16 protein-coding genes are annotated in these 17968 nt (G+C 72.6%); 11 read left to right on the top strand and 5 right to left on the bottom strand.

What is annotated here, in order from left to right; all coding sequences use genetic code 11:
- Positions 1–42: 42 nt before the first annotated feature.
- From VGO20_RS17245 to VGO20_RS17210, 8 genes are all read left to right on the top strand, one after another.
- Positions 43–1263: a sensor histidine kinase gene (locus VGO20_RS17245; protein WP_327503607.1), complete on the top strand. Its 1221-nt coding sequence runs from the start codon at positions 43–45 to the stop codon at positions 1261–1263.
- A gap of 229 nt (positions 1264–1492) precedes the next feature.
- Positions 1493–2737 carry a 3-dehydroquinate synthase gene (locus tag VGO20_RS17240; RefSeq protein WP_327503606.1) on the top strand — a complete coding sequence of 415 codons (1245 nt, stop codon included), beginning with the start codon at positions 1493–1495 and terminating at the stop codon, positions 2735–2737.
- A complete protein-coding gene (gene eboE, locus VGO20_RS17235) occupies positions 2734–3966 on the top strand; it encodes a metabolite traffic protein EboE (protein WP_327503605.1) in 1233 nt (410 codons plus the stop codon). The genes VGO20_RS17240 and eboE overlap by 4 nt, the downstream gene beginning before the upstream one ends.
- Positions 3939–4829, top strand: a complete 891-nt coding sequence (locus VGO20_RS17230) for a UbiA family prenyltransferase (RefSeq protein WP_327503604.1) — start codon at positions 3939–3941, stop codon at positions 4827–4829. The genes eboE and VGO20_RS17230 overlap by 28 nt, the downstream gene beginning before the upstream one ends.
- Before the next feature lie 13 nt (positions 4830–4842).
- The gene (locus tag VGO20_RS17225) at positions 4843–5775 is read left to right on the top strand and encodes an EboA domain-containing protein (protein WP_327503603.1); all 933 of its coding nucleotides are present in this window, start codon (positions 4843–4845) and stop codon (positions 5773–5775) included.
- Positions 5772–6689, top strand: coding sequence for a TatD family hydrolase (locus tag VGO20_RS17220; RefSeq protein ID WP_327503602.1), 918 nt, complete (start codon positions 5772–5774; stop codon positions 6687–6689). The genes VGO20_RS17225 and VGO20_RS17220 overlap by 4 nt, the downstream gene beginning before the upstream one ends.
- A 49-nt stretch (positions 6690–6738) precedes the next feature.
- The gene (locus VGO20_RS17215) at positions 6739–7626 is read left to right on the top strand and encodes a LysR family transcriptional regulator (RefSeq protein ID WP_327503601.1); all 888 of its coding nucleotides are present in this window, start codon (positions 6739–6741) and stop codon (positions 7624–7626) included.
- Positions 7627–7719: 93 nt separating this feature from the next.
- Positions 7720–8778, top strand: a complete 1059-nt coding sequence (locus VGO20_RS17210; protein WP_327503600.1) for an NAD(P)H-dependent flavin oxidoreductase — start codon at positions 7720–7722, stop codon at positions 8776–8778.
- A gap of 159 nt (positions 8779–8937) precedes the next feature.
- Here the strand turns inward: VGO20_RS17210 and VGO20_RS17205 are convergent, their stop codons facing one another.
- The 4 genes from VGO20_RS17205 to VGO20_RS17190 all read right to left on the bottom strand — a co-directional run bounded on the left by VGO20_RS17205 (position 8938) and on the right by VGO20_RS17190 (position 13252).
- Entirely contained in the window at positions 8938–10332 is a 1395-nt protein-coding gene (locus VGO20_RS17205; protein ID WP_327503599.1) for an alkaline phosphatase family protein, read from the bottom strand.
- A gap of 86 nt (positions 10333–10418) precedes the next feature.
- Positions 10419–10904: a GAF domain-containing protein gene (locus VGO20_RS17200; RefSeq protein WP_327503598.1), complete on the bottom strand. Its 486-nt coding sequence runs from the start codon at positions 10902–10904 to the stop codon at positions 10419–10421.
- 69 nt (positions 10905–10973) lie between these two features.
- Entirely contained in the window at positions 10974–12728 is a 1755-nt protein-coding gene (locus tag VGO20_RS17195; RefSeq protein WP_327503597.1) for a methyl-accepting chemotaxis protein, read from the bottom strand.
- 71 nt (positions 12729–12799) lie between these two features.
- Positions 12800–13252, bottom strand: coding sequence for a cache domain-containing protein (locus VGO20_RS17190; protein ID WP_327503596.1), 453 nt, complete (start codon positions 13250–13252; stop codon positions 12800–12802).
- Positions 13253–13627: 375 nt separating this feature from the next.
- Between VGO20_RS17190 and VGO20_RS17185 the strand changes: the two genes are divergently transcribed.
- From VGO20_RS17185 to VGO20_RS17175, 3 genes are all read left to right on the top strand, one after another.
- Positions 13628–14170 carry a carboxymuconolactone decarboxylase family protein gene (locus tag VGO20_RS17185; protein WP_327503595.1) on the top strand — a complete coding sequence of 181 codons (543 nt, stop codon included), beginning with the start codon at positions 13628–13630 and terminating at the stop codon, positions 14168–14170.
- A gap of 41 nt (positions 14171–14211) precedes the next feature.
- Entirely contained in the window at positions 14212–14865 is a 654-nt protein-coding gene (locus VGO20_RS17180) for a pyridoxamine 5'-phosphate oxidase family protein (protein WP_327503594.1), read from the top strand.
- Positions 14866–14935: 70 nt separating this feature from the next.
- Positions 14936–16399 carry a cryptochrome/photolyase family protein gene (locus tag VGO20_RS17175; RefSeq protein ID WP_327503593.1) on the top strand — a complete coding sequence of 488 codons (1464 nt, stop codon included), beginning with the start codon at positions 14936–14938 and terminating at the stop codon, positions 16397–16399.
- A 12-nt stretch (positions 16400–16411) separates the two neighbouring features.
- Here the strand turns inward: VGO20_RS17175 and VGO20_RS17170 are convergent, their stop codons facing one another.
- Complete coding sequence (locus tag VGO20_RS17170) at positions 16412–17896, bottom strand: protein adenylyltransferase SelO (RefSeq protein ID WP_327503592.1); 1485 nt, start codon at positions 17894–17896, stop codon at positions 16412–16414.
- Positions 17897–17968: the final 72 nt, after the last annotated feature.

Genomic DNA, 17968 nt, shown 5'->3' with positions numbered 1-17968 from the left:
GCGTGCTAAGTCCTTCGAAAGTGCCGGCCATCGGAGCCTCCCATGTCCATCGCGGTATCCGTCGCGGCGACGCAGAGCAGCGATCCTGCCGAGACCCGGCCGGCCGGCCGCGAATGCACGGCGGCCGACCTCGCCCTCGACGTGCCGCCGGTCGATCCCGACGCGCCGTGCGCGCGCGCGTTCGAGCTTCTGCTCGGCAACGATGCCTGGCCGGCCCTGGCCCTGGTCCGGAACGGGCGCGTCGCCGGCATGATCGGCCGGGCGGCGCTGATGACGACGTTTGCGAAGCCGCTCCTGCGCGACCTCTACGACCGCCGCCCGATCGCGCTGCTGGCCGACCCGGTGCCGCTCGTCGTCGATGCCCGCCTCGGCCTGGACGAGGTGAGCCATCGCATCGCCCACGAGAAGCCGCATGCGCTCGCCACCGGCTTCGTCGTCGTCGACCGGGGCCTCTACCGCGGCATCGGCACCACGCTCGACCTGATGGCGCGCTCGGTGGAGCAGGCCAAGCGACGGGCGCGCGAGCTCGACGAGGCGCGCCGCGCCGCCGAGCTCGCGAGCCAGGCCAAGAGCAGCTTCCTCGCCAACATGAGCCATGAGCTGCGCACGCCGCTCAACGCCGTGATCGGCTTCGCCGAGATCATCGAATCGGAGATGCTGGGGCCGCTCGGCGACCGGCGCTACCGCGACTACGCTTCCGACATCCACGCGAGCGGGCGCCACCTTCTCGACCTCATCAGCGACCTTCTCGACCTCAGCAAGGCCGAGGCGGGGCACCTGTCCCTCGTGGAAGCGCGGGTCGAGCTGCGGCGCCTGCTGGACAACGGCCTGCGCTTCGTCGGGCAGCAGGCCGCGACCGCCGGCGTGACGCTGCGCACGATGCTGCCGGACGGGCTGCCGGATCTGCAAGCCGACGAGCGCAAGCTGCGCCAGATGGTGCTGAACCTGCTCTCCAACGCGGTCAAGTACACCCTCGCGGGCGGGATCGTGACGCTGTCGGCGGGCCTGCGCGCCGACGGCGACCTCGCCGTGACGGTATGCGACACCGGGATCGGGATGTCCCCGGAGGAGCGGCGCAAGGCGATGGAGCCGTTCGGGCAGGTCGACAACGCCTTGACCCGGCGCCACAACGGCACCGGCCTGGGCCTGCCCCTGACGAAGCGGCTGGTGGAACTCCACGGCGGCGCGATCGAGATCGACAGCCGTCCCGGCATCGGCACCAGGGCGGCCCTGGTTTTCCCGGCATCACGTGTTCTGGGCTGAATTCCCCGTTCTAAAGTAGAATTCGCGCTTGGGCCGCCAAGAAGTATTACACGGCACGAACAGTCTTTTTCGGGCTGTTTGAAGTGGTCGCCGTCGGCGATCGGCTGTTAACATATCTTGGCAACCAAGTCCTGCCCGGGAAGCGGCCGGTTCCTTCCGGATCGAGGGAAGTTCGCGCTTCCGAGGACTGGGACGTCCGGGTGGCGCGACGCCGCCTCTGGGAGGCAGCATGCCGGGGATCACGGTCCGTCCATCCGCATCGCCGGGAACCGGCAGCGGCGACGTGCATGTCCAGCGCTTCGCCGTCGCCTACGAATACGCCGTCCACTTCACGCGCGGCCTGTTCCGGCCCGCCAACCCTGCCCTGGCCGACGCGCTGGCCGGCCGCGAACCGCACCGCCGGCACCGCTTCCTGGCCGTTCTCGAGGAAGGGCTGGCGGCCTGCCGGCCCGACCTGCCGGACGCCATAACCGCCTATGCCGCCCACCATGCCGGGCGCATCGAGGCCGTCGCCCCGCCGGAGATCGTGCCCGGCGGCGAGGCGGCGAAGAACGATCCGGCCCTGGTCGAGACGCTCCAGCGCCGGCTGCATGCCCTGGGGATCGACCGGCACTCCTATGTCGTGGCGATCGGCGGCGGGGCGTTGCTCGACCTGGTCGGGTACGCCGCCGCGACGGCCCATCGCGGCGTGCGGCTGGTGCGGGTGCCGACGACGGTGCTGGCGCAGAACGACAGCGGGGTCGGCGTCAAGAACGCGGTGAACGCCTTCGGCGTGAAGAACTTCCTCGGCACCTTCGCTCCGCCCCACGCGGTGCTGAACGACTTCGACCTGCTGGCCTCGCTGCCCCGGCGCGAGCGCGTTGCCGGCCTTGCCGAGGCGGTCAAGGTGGCGCTGATCCGCGACGCCGGCTTCTTCCGCTGGCTCGAGGACGAGGCCGGCGCGCTGGCCCGTTTCGAGCCCGGCCCGGCCCAGGCGATGATCCGCCGCTGCGCGGAACTGCACATGCGCCACATCGCGTCGGGCGGCGACCCGTTCGAGGCCGGCAGCGCCCGGCCGCTGGACTTCGGGCATTGGGCGGCCCACCGGCTCGAGATGCTGACCCGACACGCGCTGCGCCACGGCGAGGCGGTCGCGGTCGGCATCGCGCTCGACGCCCGCTACTCGGTGCTGGCGGGCCTGCTGGCGCCCGGTGCGGAAACGCGCGTGTGCGCGCTGCTCGACCGCCTGGGCCTGCGTCCGTGGCACCCGGCGCTCCGCCTTGCCGGTCCGGACGGCAGGCCGGCGCTGCTGTCGGGCCTGCGCGATTTCCGCGAGCATCTCGGCGGCGAGCTGACGGTGACCCTGCTCGCGGATATCGGCCGCGGGGTCGAGGTCCACGCGATCGACGAGGGGCTGGTCTGCTCGGCGGTCGGCTGGCTGGAGGCCCGGGAGGCCCACCGGGAGGCCGGCGAGACCGGAGAAGCATCGCGATGAAGGTGCCGGGCGGACATCTCACCTACTGCACCAACATCCATCCCGGCGAAACCTGGGCCGAGATCTCGGCCCAGGTGCGCCGCTGGGTCCCGCTGGTCAAGCGCCGGGTCGCGCCGGACCGGCCGTTCGGGGTCGGCCTGCGGCTTTCGGCGGTCGCCGCGGCGGAGCTGGCGCGGCCGGGCGTCCTGGAGGCGTTCGCCGACTTCCTGGCGGCGTCCGGCCTCTACGTGTTCACGATCAACGGCTTTCCCTACGGTCCTTTCCACGGCCGCCCGGTCAAGGAAGGCGTCTATCTCCCGGACTGGCAGGACGAGGCCCGGCTCGACTACACCGACGGCCTGGCGGCGCTGCTCGCCCGCCTGCTTCCGGACGGGATGGAGGGCAGCGTCAGCACCGTGCCCGGCAGCTTCAAGCCCTGGGCCGCCGCCCATGGGGCGGCCGAGCGCATGGCGGGGCTGATGATCCGCCACGTGGCCGGGCTGGTCCGCCTGCGCGAGGAGACCGGGCGCACGATCGTGCTGGCGCTGGAGCCGGAGCCGTGCTGCTTCCTGGAGACGGTCGCCGAGACCGTCGCCTTCTTCGGGCATCATCTCCATTCCTCGGTGGCGGCGGCCCGGCTCGCCGCCGAGACCGGCCTCGCCCCGGCTGCGGCCGCCGAGGCGCTGCACCGACATCTCGGGGTCTGCCTCGACCTGTGCCACGCCGCCGTCGAGTACGAGGAGCCGCGGCTCGCCGTCTCGGAGCTGAGGCGGGCGGGCATCCGCATCGCGAAGCTCCAGCTCACGGCCGGGCTCCGGCTGGCCCCAGTCGGTCCCGGCGCCCGGGACCTGCTGGCCCCCTTCGCCGACGCGGTCTACCTGCACCAGGTGGTCGAGCGCGGGGCCGGCGGCCTGCGCCGCTTCGCGGACCTGGAGGAGGCGTTCGCGACCCTGCCGGGCGCCGGCGACAAGGCAAGCGGCGAGGGGGCAAGCGGCGAGGGGGCAAGCGGCGACAGGGAGTGGCGGGTGCATTTCCACGTGCCGCTGTTCGCCGACGGCTTCGGCGGCCTCGGCTCGACCCGCCGCTTCGTCGCCGACGTCCTGGCGCTGCACCGAGAAGCCCCGGTGTCGGCCCATCTCGAGGTCGAGACCTATACCTGGGACGTGCTGCCCGAAGACCTTCGGGCCATCGAGACCGACGCCGCCATCGCGAGGGAGCTCACTTGGGTCACGCAGCAGCTCGCCCCCTGACCTGGTCCGCGGCGCTGCGCCTCGGCCGGGTCTCGAACCTGCCCACGGTCTGGACCAACGTGCTCGCCGGCGCCGTCCTGGCCGGCGCGTCGCCCGCTTCGCCCTGGCTGCCGGCCCTGCTCGCCGCGTTCTCGCTCTCCTACGTCGCCGGCATGTACCTGAACGACTGGTTCGACCGGGCGCTCGACGCGGCCGAGCGCCCGGGCCGGCCGATCCCGTCGGGAGAGGCGCGGCCGGACGCGGTGCTCGCCGCCGGGGCGGCGATGCTGGGCGCGGGCGCGCTGCTGCTCGCCTGGACCGGATACGCGGCCGGGACCGGCTGGGCGGCCGGGCTCGCGGCGGCGACGCTCGCCGGGGCCATCGTGGTCTACGACTGGAACCACAAGGCCAACCCTTTGAGCCCGGTGGTGATGGGGGTGTGCCGGGTGCTGGTCTATGTCGGCACCGGGGCGGCGCTCGCGGGCACGGCGCGGATCGACCTGCTGGCCGGGGCGGCGGCGCTGCTGTGCTACCTCGTCGGCCTGACCTACGCCGCCCGGCAGGAGGCGTCGGACCGGCTCGCCAGCCCGTGGCCGCTCCTCCTCCTCGCGGTGCCGGTCGTCTATGGGCTGGCGGCGGCTCTCCCCGACCCGGTGGCGTGCGCGTTCTGGCTGCTGTTCCTGGGCTGGACCGCCTGGTCGCTCTCCTTCCTGCTGGTGCCGGGCCGCCTGCGCGTGCCCAAGGCGGTCGGCCACCTGATCGCGGGGATCTGCCTGTTCGACGCGGTGGTCCTCGCGGCCTGGGGGCATCCCGGGCCCGCACTCGCCGCCGTCGCGGCGTTCGTGCTGACGCTGGCGCTGCAGCGCCGGATTCCCGGGACCTGAAGGAGGCTGGACCATGGCCGAGCCCGACGTCCCCGCGATCCGCGCCCTGCTGCGGCGATGGCTCGACCGCCGTCTGGAGGCCGATGGCCGGGACTGGGTGGCCGCGTCGCTGGCGCGGCTCGCCGCCGCGGCGTCCGAGCCGGAGCTGGTGCGCGCCCTCGACCTCGCGGTCGGGCTGGCGAGCCGGCGCGCCGGCAAGCGGGACCTGTCGCTCGACCCCGCGGACCTCGCCGAGGCGGACCGGGCGCGCCCGGGCTGGGACCCGCGCGACCTGAGCTGCGATCAGGCGGCCCGCCTGCTGTTCGTGCTCGCGACCGTTCCCGACGACGCTGGCTCCGCCGGCCAGGATGAAGCGGGCTTTGTGCGGCGGCTGGAGCGCCTGTGGGCGACCGCGGATGTCGGCGAGCTGGTCGCCTTCCTGCGCGGCCTGCCGCTCTACCCCGATCCCGCGCGGCACGTCGCGCGGGCGGCCGAGGGCGTGCGCTCGAACATGACCGCGGTGTTCCGGGCGGTCGCGCACGACAACCCCTATCCGGCCGAACGCTTCTCCGAGGCGACCTGGAACCACATGATCCTGAAGGCGCTGTTCGTCGGGGTGCCGCTGGCGCCGGTCCACGGGCTCGACCGGCGCGCCAACCCCGATCTCGCACGCATGCTCGTCGACTACGCCCGCGAGCGCAGGGCGGCGCGCCGCCCGGTCCCGGTGGATCTGTGGCGCTGCGTCGGCCCGCATGCCGACGACGCTGCGCTGGCGGAACTGGCGGACCTGCTGCGGACCGGCGACCCGCAGGAGCGCGCGGCGGCGGCCCTGGCGCTCGCCGCCTGCCCGCACCCGGACGCGCCGGCCCTGCTCGCCGGCGTGCCGGACCTGGCCGGGGCCGTCGCCACCGGCCGGATCACCTGGGACGGCCTGGTTCCCGGATCGACCGAAGGGGAAGCCCGATGATGCTGATCGACCCGCATATCCACATGCTCGCCCGCACGACCGACGACTACGAGGCGATGGCCGCCGCCGGCGTTGTCGCGGTGATCGAGCCGGCGTTCTGGACCGGCCAGCCGCGGACCAGCGTCGGCAGTTACGCCGACTACCTGTCGACCCTGGTCGGCTGGGAGCGGTTCCGCGCCGCCCAGTTCGGCATCCGCCACTACTGCATGATCGGCCTCAACAGCAAGGAGGCCAACGACGAGGCCCTGGCCGAGCAGGTGCTGGAGGTCCTGCCCCGCTTCCTGGCGAAGGAGGGCGTCGTCGCGGTCGGCGAGATCGGCTACGACGAGCAGACCGAGGCCGAGGACCGGGCCCTGCGCGCCCAGCTCGAGCTGGCGCGGGAGTTCGACCTGCCGGTCTGCATCCACACCCCCCACCGGGACAAGAAGCGCGGCACCTCGCGCACCATGGACGTGATCGCCGAGCACGGGATCGAGCCGGCGCGGGTCGTGATCGACCACAACAACGAGGAGACGGTGGACGAGGTCCTGGACCGCGGCTTCTGGGCGGCCTTCACGCTCTATCCCAGGACCAAGATGGGCAGCGAGCGCATGGTCGCGATCGCGCGGCGCTACGGCTCCGAGCGCATGTTCGTCGACAGCTCGGCCGACTGGGGCGTCTCGGACCCGCTGGCCGTGCCGAAGACCGCGCGCCTGATGCTGGAGCGCGGCATACCGGCGGCCGACGTCGAGCGGCTGACCTACGCCAACGCGCTCGCCGCCTATGGCCGCTCCGGCCAGATCCGCGAGGAGGACTGGACCGACCCGCCGGCCGTCGACCAGCGCATGCTGTACGAGGGCAACTCCGTCCTCCGCGGCCAGCAGCCGCGGGCCGCGCTGCCGGGAGGCCGCGAGGAGACGCTGACGATCGAGTGAGCGCCGCCGCCGTGGTAGCATCGTGCGCGCTCGCGGCGGGGGAGAGGCCATGGATGCCGGGGATCTCAGGGTTTTCGAGGCGGTGGCGCGGCTCGGCACGATGGGCAGGGCGGCGGCCGAGCTGAACACCGTCCAGTCGAACGTGACCGCGCGCATCCGCCTGCTGGAGCGCGAGCTGGGCGTGCCGCTGTTCCACCGCCACAGCCGCGGGGCCGTCCCGACCGACGCCGGGCGCCGCCTGCTGCCCTATGCCGCGCGTGCCGCCCGTCTCCTGGACGAGGCGCGCCGGGCGGTCGCCGACGACGGGTGCCCGAAGGGCTCGCTCGCCGTCGGCTCGCTGGAGACGACCACCGCGCTGCGCCTGCCGCGCGTGCTCGCGGACTATGCCGCCGCCCATCCCGCCGTCGACCTCGTTCTGCGCACCGGCACCACCTGCGAGCTCGTCGCCGCCGTGCTGGAACATCGGATCGAAGGGGCCTTCGTCTGCGGGCCGGTCGGCCATCCCGAGCTGGAGGCCATGACGGTGTGGGAGGAGGAGCTCGTCCTCGTGACCGCCGGCGGCGTGCGGAGCCTCGACGCGCTGCTGCGCGCCGGCACGCCGAAGATCGTCGTCTTCCGCGCGGGCTGCTCCTACCGCCAGCGCCTGGAGGCGGTGCTCGCCGCGCGCGGCGCGGTCGGCCCGCGCCTGCTGGAGTTCGGCTCGCTCGACGGCATCCTCGCCTGCGTCGCGGGCGGGGTCGGCGTCACGCTGCTGCCCAGGGGCGTGGCGGCGCCGGCCGCGCGCGACGGGCGGGTGGCGCTCCATGCGCTCCCGCCTGCCGAAGCCGGGGTCGAGACCGTCTTCGTGCGGCGGCGGGACGGCTTCGTCTCCAGCGCGCTCGCCGCCTTCCTCGACTGCGCCCGTCCCCGGTCCGCGCGGGCCGACGCCGCCGACTGAGGGCATCTGGTTTCCAGATGGGACCGCTCACTTCAATTCGTTTTTCATGGCCGGCGCCATGACCTAGGCTCGTGGCGAGCAAGGAGGTGGCGCATGCGATTCGAGACGAGGTTGACCGGTAGGCTCGGGCTGGCCCATCCCATCATCCAGGCGCCCATGGCCGGCGGCGCCAGCACGCCGGCGCTGGTGGCCGCGGCTTCGAACGCGGGGGCGCTGGGCTTCATAGGTGCCGCCTACCTGACGCCGGCGCAGATCCTCGACGCCGCGCGCGCCGTCCGCGCGCTGACGCCGGGGCCTTTCGGGATCAACCTGTTCGCCTCGGTGCCGGCCCCGGACCCGGAGCCCGATGCCGGCCCGGCGCTCGCCCGCATGGCGCCGTTCCACGCCGAACTCGGCCTGCCGCCGCCGGCCGCGCCGTCCCGCGCCGGCGACCTCTTCGACGACCAGCTCGCGGCGGTGCTGGACAGCGGCGCGTCCGTGTTCAGCTTCACCTTCGGCATCCCTCCGGCCGCCGCCCTGGATGCCGCCCGCTCGCGCGGCCTGGCCGTTGTCGGCACCGCGACGACGGTGGCCGAGGCGGTGCTGCTGGAGAAGGCCGGGGTCGACGCCGTCGTGGCCCAGGGCAGCGAGGCGGGGGCGCATCGCGGCACCTTCGCCGCCGGGTTCGAGGCGTCGATGGTCGGGACCATGGCGCTCGTTCCCCAGGTCGCCGACGCCGTGCGCGTGCCGGTGATCGCGTCCGGCGGGATCATGGACGGCCGCGGCATCGTGGCCGCGCTGGCGCTCGGCGCCGAGGCGGTGCAGATGGGCACGGCCTTCCTCACCTGCGACGAGGCGGGGATACCGGAAGCCCACAAGTCGGCGATCCTAGAGGGCGAGGAACACGGCACGCGCGTGACCCGGGCCTTCTCCGGCCGGCCGGCGCGCGGCATCGTCAACCGCTTCATGACGGAGATGGAGGACGCGGCACTGCCCTATCCGCTCCAGAACGCGCTGACCCGGCCGATGCGCACGGCGGCGGCCGGGCAGGGGCGGGCGGACATGCTGTCCCTGTGGGCGGGGCAGGGGCTGCGCATGGCGCGGCGCCAGGGTGCCGCCGACCTGATCGCCCGCCTGATGCGCGAGGCGGACGAGGTGGCAGGCCGGCTTTAGCGCGCGGCCCGGGTTTCGCCGGGCAGCTCGGTCCCCTCGGGTATTGATCTTTCCGGAAAAATAGCCTATTATCGCGGGATAATAGGTCCATTATCCGGTTCGGGGCCCATGCATATGCTGGGACGGTGGCCGGACCTTCGCCCGATCCGCCGGTGCGCGCTACCCCACCGGAACGGCCGCCTTGCCGAACACGTGGGCGAGCATCAGGTCCTTGACCTCGGCGGCGGCGACCGGGCGGTCGGGCAGCAGCCCGGGCTCCGAGCTGAGGATCACCGGCCCCTCCTCGGGATCGTCGGTCGGCCGCCCGTGCGAGCCCCTGACCAGCGTCGCGTCCAGCGGGATGACGTCCAGCAGCGTGCGCAGGCCGAGTGCGCGCTTCAGCAGCCGCCAGCCGACCGCGCCCTTCGGCCAGCGCAGGGCAGGATCGAGGAACAGCTCGACGGGGTCGTAGCCGGGCTTGCGGTGGATCTCGACCATGCGCGCGAAATCGGGCGCGCGCGCGTCGTCGAGCCAGTAGTAGTAGGTGAACCAGGCGTCCGGCTCGGCCAGCGCCACCAGTTCGCCCGAGCGCGGGTGGTCGAGCCCGAAGGCGCGCTTGCCGTCCTCGTCGAGGACCCGCTCGACGCCGGGCAGCGCCTCGATCAGGCGCGCGACCTCGCCGATCCGTGCCGGGTCGCGGACGTAGACATGGGCGACCTGATGGTCCGCGACCGCGAAGGCGGCCGAGGCGCCGGGGTCGAGCAGCTCGCGGCCGAGCTCCTCGCGCACGCGGATCAGGCCCGCCTCCCTCAGGGCGCGGTTGACGTGAACGGGCCGCCGGACGGGGGCGACCGCGTATTCCGACAGGGCGATCACGGCCCCGCCGACGGCGTCGGCCTCGGCGATCAGCTCCCCGCACAGCCTGTCGACCTCGGCGAGGTCCTTGACCACCTGCGGGTGCCGGGGGCCGAGCCGCTGGAGGCAGTAGTCGAGATGGGGCAGGTAGACCAGCGTCAGCGTCGGCTTGCGGGTCGCCATCACGTGGCGGGCGGCCCGGGCGATCCAGGCGCTGGACGCGATGTCGGTCGCCGGGCCCCAGAACTGGAACAGCGGGAAACGGCCGAGCAGGCCGGTCAGCTCGTCGCGCAGCTCCGGCGGCTCGGCGTAGCAATCCGGGATCTTGCGCCCGTCGGCGGGGTACATGGGCCGCGGCGTCACGCCGATGTCGGCCCCGGAATACATGTTGTACCACCAGAACAGGTTGGCGCAGGTGAAGCCGGGATCGATCCGGCGCGCGGCGTCCCAGACCCGCTCGCCGGCGACCAGCCGGTTCGACTGGCGCCAGAACCAGACCTCGGCGAGGTCGCGGAAATACCATCCGTTGGCGACGATGCCGTGGTCGCGCGGCGCCAGGCCGGTCAGCATCGTCGTCTGCACGGTGCAGGTGACGGCCGGCGTCACCGTCTTGAGCGCACGCCGGCCGCCGCGTTCGGCGAGGCGGTTCAGGTTGGGCGTGTAGCGGCCGAGCAGCGACGGCGTCAGCCCGACGACGTCCAGGACGAGGGTCGGCCTCATCGCTTCGCCTCCGCGTTCGATCTGCGGAGAGAAAACCCGTACCGGGCCGTGCGTTCACGGCCTCGCCGAAATTTCCGGCTGCTGGATCAGGAAAGCGATGCGAGGAAGATGCGCGCCAACTGCTCGCATCCCGCGCGGTCCGTCTCGTCGAAGCGGCTCGGGACCGGGCTGTCGAGGTCGAGGACGCCCAGCAGCGCGTCCCCGCGCACCAGCGGCACGACGAGCTCCGAGCGCGAGGCGACGTCGCAGGCGATGTGGCCGGGGAAGGCGTGGACGTCCTCGACCAGCAGGCTTTCGCGCCGGTCGGCCGCGGTGCCGCAGACGCCGCGGCCGAGCGCGATGCGCACGCAGGCGGGCTTGCCCTGGAACGGGCCGAGGACGAGCTCGCCTTCCTTCAGGAAATAGAAGCCCGCCCAGTTGAGGTCGGGCAGCCCGTGCCAGATCAGGGACGCCGTATTGGCGGCGTTCGCGACCAGGTCGCGCTCCCCGGCGAGCAGCGCCTCCAACTGGCCCGCCAACTCCCGGTAGGCTGCGGGCTTGTCGGCGAAATCGACGGTGTGCTGTTGGAACATGGCTCGGCCGGGGTTGTGGTTTCCTCCATTATGGGGTTGCGCGCGCCGGGGTTCCAGGGCTTCGGCGGATCAGGCGGCGCGGATGCCGACCAGGAAGGCCTCGATCTCGCGCTTGAGGATCTCGGACTGGCGGCCGAGCCCTTCGGACGCGCCGAGCACCTGGGACGCCGCCACGCCGGTCTCGCCGGCCGCGTCGTTCACCTCGCCGACATTGCTGCTGACCTCCTGGGTCCCCAGGGCGGCCTGCTGCACGTTGCGGGTGATCTCGCCCGTGGTCGCGTTCTGCTGCTCGATCGCCGCGGCGATGGCCGAGGCGATTTCGCTGATCGACGAGATCGTGCGGTCGACCGCCTCGATCGCGGTGACGGTGCCGCCCGTCGCCGTCTGGACGGTGCCGATCTGGGATGCGATCTCGTCGGTGGCGCGCGCGGTCTGGTTGGCCAGCGCCTTGACCTCGCTCGCCACGACGGCGAAGCCCTTGCCGGCCTCGCCGGCGCGCGCCGCCTCGATGGTGGCGTTCAGCGCCAGCAGGTTGGTCTGGCTCGCGATGTCGGAGATCAGCTGGACGACCTCGCCGATCTTCTGCGCCGCCTCGGCGAGCCCGCGGACCGTCTGGCCGGTGTCCCGGACCTCGCGCACGGCCTGACTCGCGATGTCGGTCGAGCGGCTCACCTGCCGGCCGATCTCCTGGATGGAGGCCGCCATCTCCTCGGTCGCGGCCGCGACGGTCTGCACGTTGGCCGAGGTCTCGTCGGCGGCGGACGCCGTGGCGCCGGCCTGCTGGCTGGTGCGGTCGGCGAGCGCCGTCATCCGCTCCGCGGCACCGCGCATCTGGCCGCCCGCGGCCGACACCTCGGCCAGTGCCGCCGCGACCTTGCCGTCGAACTCCCGGATCAGGGCCTCGATGCGCTCGGCGCGCCGGCTGCGCGCCGCGTGCTCCTCGGCCTGCGCCTCCTCGAGCCGCCGGCGCTCCGCGGCGTTGTCCCGGAACACGCCCAGCGTCCGTGCCATGGCCCCGATCTCGTCCTTCTGCCCGGCATAGGGCACCTCGACGTCGATCGTCCCGCCGGCGAGCGCCTCCATGGCGGCGGTCAGCCGCACGACAGGCCGGCCGATGGCGCGGGCAACCAGCAGGCTGACGGCCACCGCCAGGAGCGCGGCGACGGCGGCGATGGACACGAAGGTGATGATCGCCTGCCTCAGGTCCTGGGCGGCCGCGTCGCCGGCCGCGGACGTCAGCGCGCCGCTGCGCTCCTCGAGTTCGTGGAGCAGCATCCGGGTCTTCTCGGCTTCCTCGTCGGCGCCGACCATGAACAGGCTCGCGGTCGCGGTATCGACCGCCGCCATGTCGATGACCTGCTGCGCCAGTTCCAGGAAGGTCGCGTAGCTGGCCTCCAGTTCCTTGCGTGCCTCCTCCGGCGACTTCGTGCCGGCCTCCAGTTCCGCGGACCCGAACGCGCCGGCGATCGCGGGGTCGAGCGACACGGCGCGGATGCCGGCGACCGCGGCCCGCGCCTTCTCGAGCAGGTCGCCGGTCTCTTCCATCTTGGCCTGCAGCTTGGCGGCGTCGGTCTCGTTCACGGCGATGCCGATGATGCGGTAGAGGTCGGTGTCGGCCGCCGCCACCATCTCGATCGCTTCCGTGATCTGCCGGTGGTCGGCGAAGACGTCCTCGGTCAGGAGCAGGAGTTGCCTTTCCTGCACCGTCAGCACGGTGACGCCGAGCCCGACGATGCCCGCGAGCAGGGTGATGGCCGTCGCGGGCGCCAGCAGCACTTTCGTGGAGATGCGCCAGTCCGACAGGCGCAGCATTCCCTTGGTCACGTCGTCCTCCCCTGCGGGGCGGGCCGGCAACCGGCCCGCCCCGCGTTATGCTTGCGAATGGTCGGCCGGCTTCAGGTCTTGTAGAAGCCGACGCCGCAGGCGTTGTCGCCCAGCCGCTGGACGTAAGTCGATTTCTGCTCGATCTTCTTGGAGGTCGGATTGACCCACTTGTAGTCGACCTGGCCGGTTCCGCTCTTCATCGCGACGTCGCGGATCTCCAGGGTGAAGGACTTGCCGTCCGCGTCCTTCAGCTTGGAAATGTCCTTGCCCATCAGCGCGGGATTGCCGCCATGGGCCGTCGTTACCGCGTCGAGGTTGAAGCAGAATACGTAGAGATCGCGGTCGACGAACTCGCCCCCGGTATTGGTGAAGTCCTTGAGCGCCTGCTCGGCGCCGGCCTTCTCGAAATGCGCCGCCGCGCGCTCCATGAGGGCCTTGGCCTCGTCCGCGGTCCCGTTGGCGGCCAGGGCGGGCATCGAAAGGGCGGCGAGTGCTGCGATCGGCAGGATGAAACGCGAGAACATCTATTGACTGCTCCTTCTGAGACTATCGTATGGAGAAATTCCTTCTCACGAGGAGCATGGTGGTCGGAAGTCGTTAAAATTTTGTGAGTCTGCGTCTGGTTAATTGTTGATTTACTTCGTTAACGAGAGTAATTATTGCGACAATCACAGGAATATTACCGAATTTCGAATCTCCGCCGGCGTTTCCGGCCTGTGTAGTACCTGTTTCGTGCGGCGTGCCCGGAAGATGCCCGCCTGGGGTTCTCCTCGGCGTTTCGCCGGCCGCAATGATCCATTGCGGGTAGCGGCCATTCTGCCCCGCAGCGTAATGGCGCACTGTCCGCCCGTTCCGGCCGGGTGCCGGCGCACAACCGGCATAATAGACAGGAGAGACCGATGTCCCGCATTCCCATGATCGATCCGGCCGCCGCGACCGGCGAGGCGGCGGTGCTGCTGGCGGCCGTGCAGTCCCAGCTCGGCGTCACCCCGAACTTCATCCGGGTGCTGGCGAACTCCGCGCCGGCGCTGAAGGGCTTCCTCGGCCTGTACGGCGGTACCGGCGAGGGGGCGCTCGATCTCCGGACGCGCGAGCGCATCGCGCTGGCCGTCGCCGAGGAGAACGCCTGCCAGTACTGCGTCTCGGCCCATGCCGCGATCGGGCGCGCCGCCGGCCTCGACGACGGCGAGATCGCCGCCGCCCGCGCCGGCGGTTCGCGCGACGCCAAGGCCGCGGCGGCCGTCGCCTTCGCCAAGGCGCTGGCCGCCCATGGCGGCGAGGTGACCGCGGCGGAGTTCGGGGCCGTGCGCGAGGCCGGCTACACCGACGGAGAGATCGTCGAGATCATCGTGAACGTCGCCCTGAACGTCCTGACCAACATGCTCGGCAAGGCGACGCAGGTCGAGATCGACTTCCCCAAGGTGGCGCTGCTGGCGGCCTGATGACGAAGCGGAGCCGGGCCGGTCCGGCGAAGGAGGGTGGAATGGGACACAGATTCGCCGAGATCGCCTTCACTCCCGCGGTGAAGGCCGTGCAGGAGGCGCAGGGCAGCCGCGCCGGCTACGTGCGGTTCGAGGAGGGCGAGGCCCACCACGACCGGCTCGGCCCCGCCGAGGCGGCCTTCATTTCGGCGCGCGACGCCTTCTACATGGCGACGGTGTCGCAGACCGGCTGGCCCTACGTGCAGCACCGGGGAGGCCCGCCGGGCTTCCTGCGGGTGCTGGACGAGCGGTGCATCGCCTTCGCCGACTTCCGCGGCAACCGGCAATATGTCAGCGTCGGCAACCTCGTGCCGGACGACCGGGTGGTACTGATCCTGATGGACTATGCGAACCGGCGCCGGCTGAAACTCCTCGGCCGCGCCCGCGTCGTCGCCGCCGACGGGGGCGCCGACGGGGGCGCCGACGGGGACGCCGCCCTGATGCGGCGGCTGGAACTGCCCGACTACCGGGCGCGGGTCGAGCGCGCCGTCGTGGTCACGGTCGAGGCCTTCGACTGGAACTGCCCGCAGCACATCACGCCGCGCTTCACCGCCGCGGAGACGGCGGCGGTCGTGGCGCCGCTGCAAGCCCGCATCACCGAACTGGAGGCGGAGGTCGCGGCCCTGCGCGGCTTGAAAGCGTCGCATTCGACCTAAGTCGTTGCGGCGTGCCGGGGCTTTGCGTGCGGCACGCGACCGTGCAACGGCCGAAAGACGCACCGCCGCCATGGCTGACGCCTCCTCCACGCCGATCATCGTCTGGTTCCGGCAGGACCTTCGCCTCGCCGACAACCCCGCCTTGGCGGAGGCGGCGCGGACCGGCCGGCCGGTGCTGCCGGTGTACGTCCTGGACGACGACACGCCCGGTACATGGCGGATGGGCGGTGCCGCGCGCTGGTGGCTGCATCACAGTCTCGCGGCGCTGGGCCGGGACCTGGCCGCGCTGGGATGCGCCCTCGTGCTGCGCCGGGGCGATCCGCGTGCGGTCCTGCCGGCATTGATCCGCGAGGCCGGTGCCGACACGGTGTTCTGGAACCGCCGCTACGAGCCCTTCGCGATCGCCCGCGACGAAGCGGTCAAGGCGTCCCTGAAGGCCGTCGGCTTCACCGTCCGCAGCTTCAACGCCGCCCTGCTGCACGAGCCCTGGACCGTGACCACCAGGGCGGGCGGGCCGTGCCGCGTCCATTCCGCCTTCTGGCGCGCCTGCCTGGCCAAGGGTGATCCGCCGCCGCCGCTGCCGGCGCCGCGAAAGCTCCTCGGGGCGGCACTTCCCGGCGATACCCTGGATGCCTGGAGGTTGCTGCCCGACGCGCCGGACTGGGCCGGCGGCCTGCGCGCGGCCTGGACGCCGGGCGAGGCCGGAGCGAGACAGCGTCTCACCGATTTCCTGGACGGGGCGCTCGAAGGCTACGCGGCACGGCGCGACCAGCCCGGCCTGGAGGCCACCTCGCGCCTGTCACCCCATCTGCGCTTCGGCGAGGTCGGGCCGCGCCAGGTCTGGCACGCGGTGCTGACGGCGTCCGGTGTCCGCGGCGGTCGGGGCGGCGCCGCGAAGTTCCTGGCGGAGCTGGGACGGCGCGAGTTCTCCTACCACCTCCTCTATCACCACCGCGGCCTGCCCGCGGTGCCGCTGCGGCCGGAATTCGCGGACTTTCCCTGGCGCGAGGACCCGGAGGCGCTGCGTGCGTGGCAGCGCGGCGCCACCGGCTATCCCCTGGTCGACGCAGGCATGCGCGAGCTGTGGTCGACCGGCTGGATGCACAACCGGGTCAGGATGATCGCGGCGTCCTTCCTGGTGAAGCACCTGCTGATCCCGTGGCAGACCGGCGAGGCGTGGTTCTGGGACACGCTCGTCGACGCGGACCTCGCCAGCAACGCCGCGAACTGGCAATGGATCGCCGGCTGCGGCGCCGACGCCGCGCCCTATTTCCGCATCTTCAACCCCGTCCTGCAGGGGATGAAGTTCGACCCGGAGGGCGACTACGTGCGGCGCTGGGTCCCGGAGTTGCGCGGGCTGCCGGCCCGCCACGTCCACCGGCCCTGGGAGGCGCCCGAGGGCGAGCTGCGGGCCGCGGGCGTCGTGCTCGGCCGGACCTACCCGACGCCGGTGGTCGACCACGCCGCCGCCCGCGGCCGGGCCCTCGCCGCGTTCGCCCGGGTGAAGAAGGGTTGTGCTGCGGACGCGGTCTAGCTAGGACGCGGTCTAGGTGCCGCAGAAGGTCTGGAGCACCCGCTCCCCGGGCTGGGGCGGCTCGGCGTACTCGGCGCGGCCGGGCTGGTCCTCGTAGGGGGTCGACAGGACCTGCAGCAGCTCCTCGAACGGGGCGAAGTCGTCGCGTTCCACGGCCGCCGCCAGTGCTCGCTCGACCCGGTGGTTGCGCGGGATGAAGGCTGGGTTGACCCGGCGCATCGCGTCCGCGCGCTCGCCGGGCGACTGAGGGTCCCGCTCGAGCCGGTCCCGCCAGGCTGCGGCCCAGGCGTCGAACGCGCCGGGAGCCGAGAACAGGCTGCGCACGCCGGCGAGGGCTTCGGGGGCCGCGGCGGCGTCGCACAGCCGGCGGAAGGTCAGCGTGAAGTCGGCCGTCCCCGCGTGCATCGCGTCGAGCAGGCCGTCGACGAGCGCGCGGTCGCCGGCCTCGTCCATGGCCAGGCCCAGCTTGCGGCGCATGCCGGCCAACCAGTGGCGTTCGAAATGCCCCGGGAACGCGTCGATCGCGGCGCGCGCCGGCTCCAGCGCGCGCTCCGGCTCCGGGTCGATCAGCGACAGCAGCGCCTCGGCGAGGCGGGCGAGGTTCCACTGGGCGACCGGCGGCTGGTTCGCGAAGGCGTACCGGCCGCCCCGGTCGATCGAGCTGAACACCGTCGCCGGATCGTAGGCGTCCATGAACGCGCAGGGGCCGTAGTCGATCGTCTCGCCGGAGACCGAGGTGTTGTCGGTGTTCATGACGCCGTGGATGAAGCCGACCTGCAGCCAGCGGGCGACCAGTGCCGCCTGCCGCTCCACCACCGCCTCCAGCAGCGCGAGGTAGGGCCGCTCGGCTTGGCGCAGGTCGGGATAGTGGCGCTCGATGACGTGGTCGGCGAGCTGCCGGACGGCGTCGACGTCGCCCCGCACGGCGAAGTATTCGAAGGTCCCGACCCGGATGTGGCTGGCGGCGACGCGCGTCAGGACCGCGCCCGGCAGGGCGTCCTCGCGATAGACCTGCTCGCCGGTGGTCGCCGCGGCGAGCGTGCGCGTCGTCGGGATGCCCAGCGCGTGCATCGCCTCGCTGACGAGGTATTCGCGCAGCACCGGCCCGAGCGCCGCGCGCCCGTCCCCTCCGCGCGAGAACGGGGTCCGCCCGGCTCCCTTCAGCTGGACGTCGCGGCGCCGGCCTTCCCGGTCGACCACCTCGCCCAGCAGGATCGCCCGGCCGTCCCCGAGCTGCGGCACGAAATGGCCGAACTGGTGCCCGGCATAGGCCATCGCGATCGGGTCGGCGCCCTCGGGCACGCGGCTGCCGGAGAAGACGGCCGCCGCCGCCTCGGCATCGATCGAGGCGGGGTCGAGGCCCAGCTCCTCGGCCAGCGGTACGTTCAGCCTGATCAGCCGGGGCGCGCGGACCGGCGTGGGCGGCAGGCGGACGTGGAAGCGGTCGGGCAGGTGCGCATAGCTGTTGTCGAAGCGGAAGGCGAATGCATTGCCCATTGGCATGGTCCCGTCGCAGCTCCGGAAGGCGTGGAAGACCCTATGTCGGGCCGCCGGCCGGCCACTGCAAGC

Source organism: Arenibaculum sp. (assembly GCF_035998295.1).
Taxonomy (GTDB): Bacteria; Pseudomonadota; Alphaproteobacteria; order Azospirillales; family Azospirillaceae; genus DASYHS01.
The sequence above is the reverse complement of the archived record's forward strand: the minus strand, read 5'-3'. Positions and strand labels throughout refer to the sequence as shown.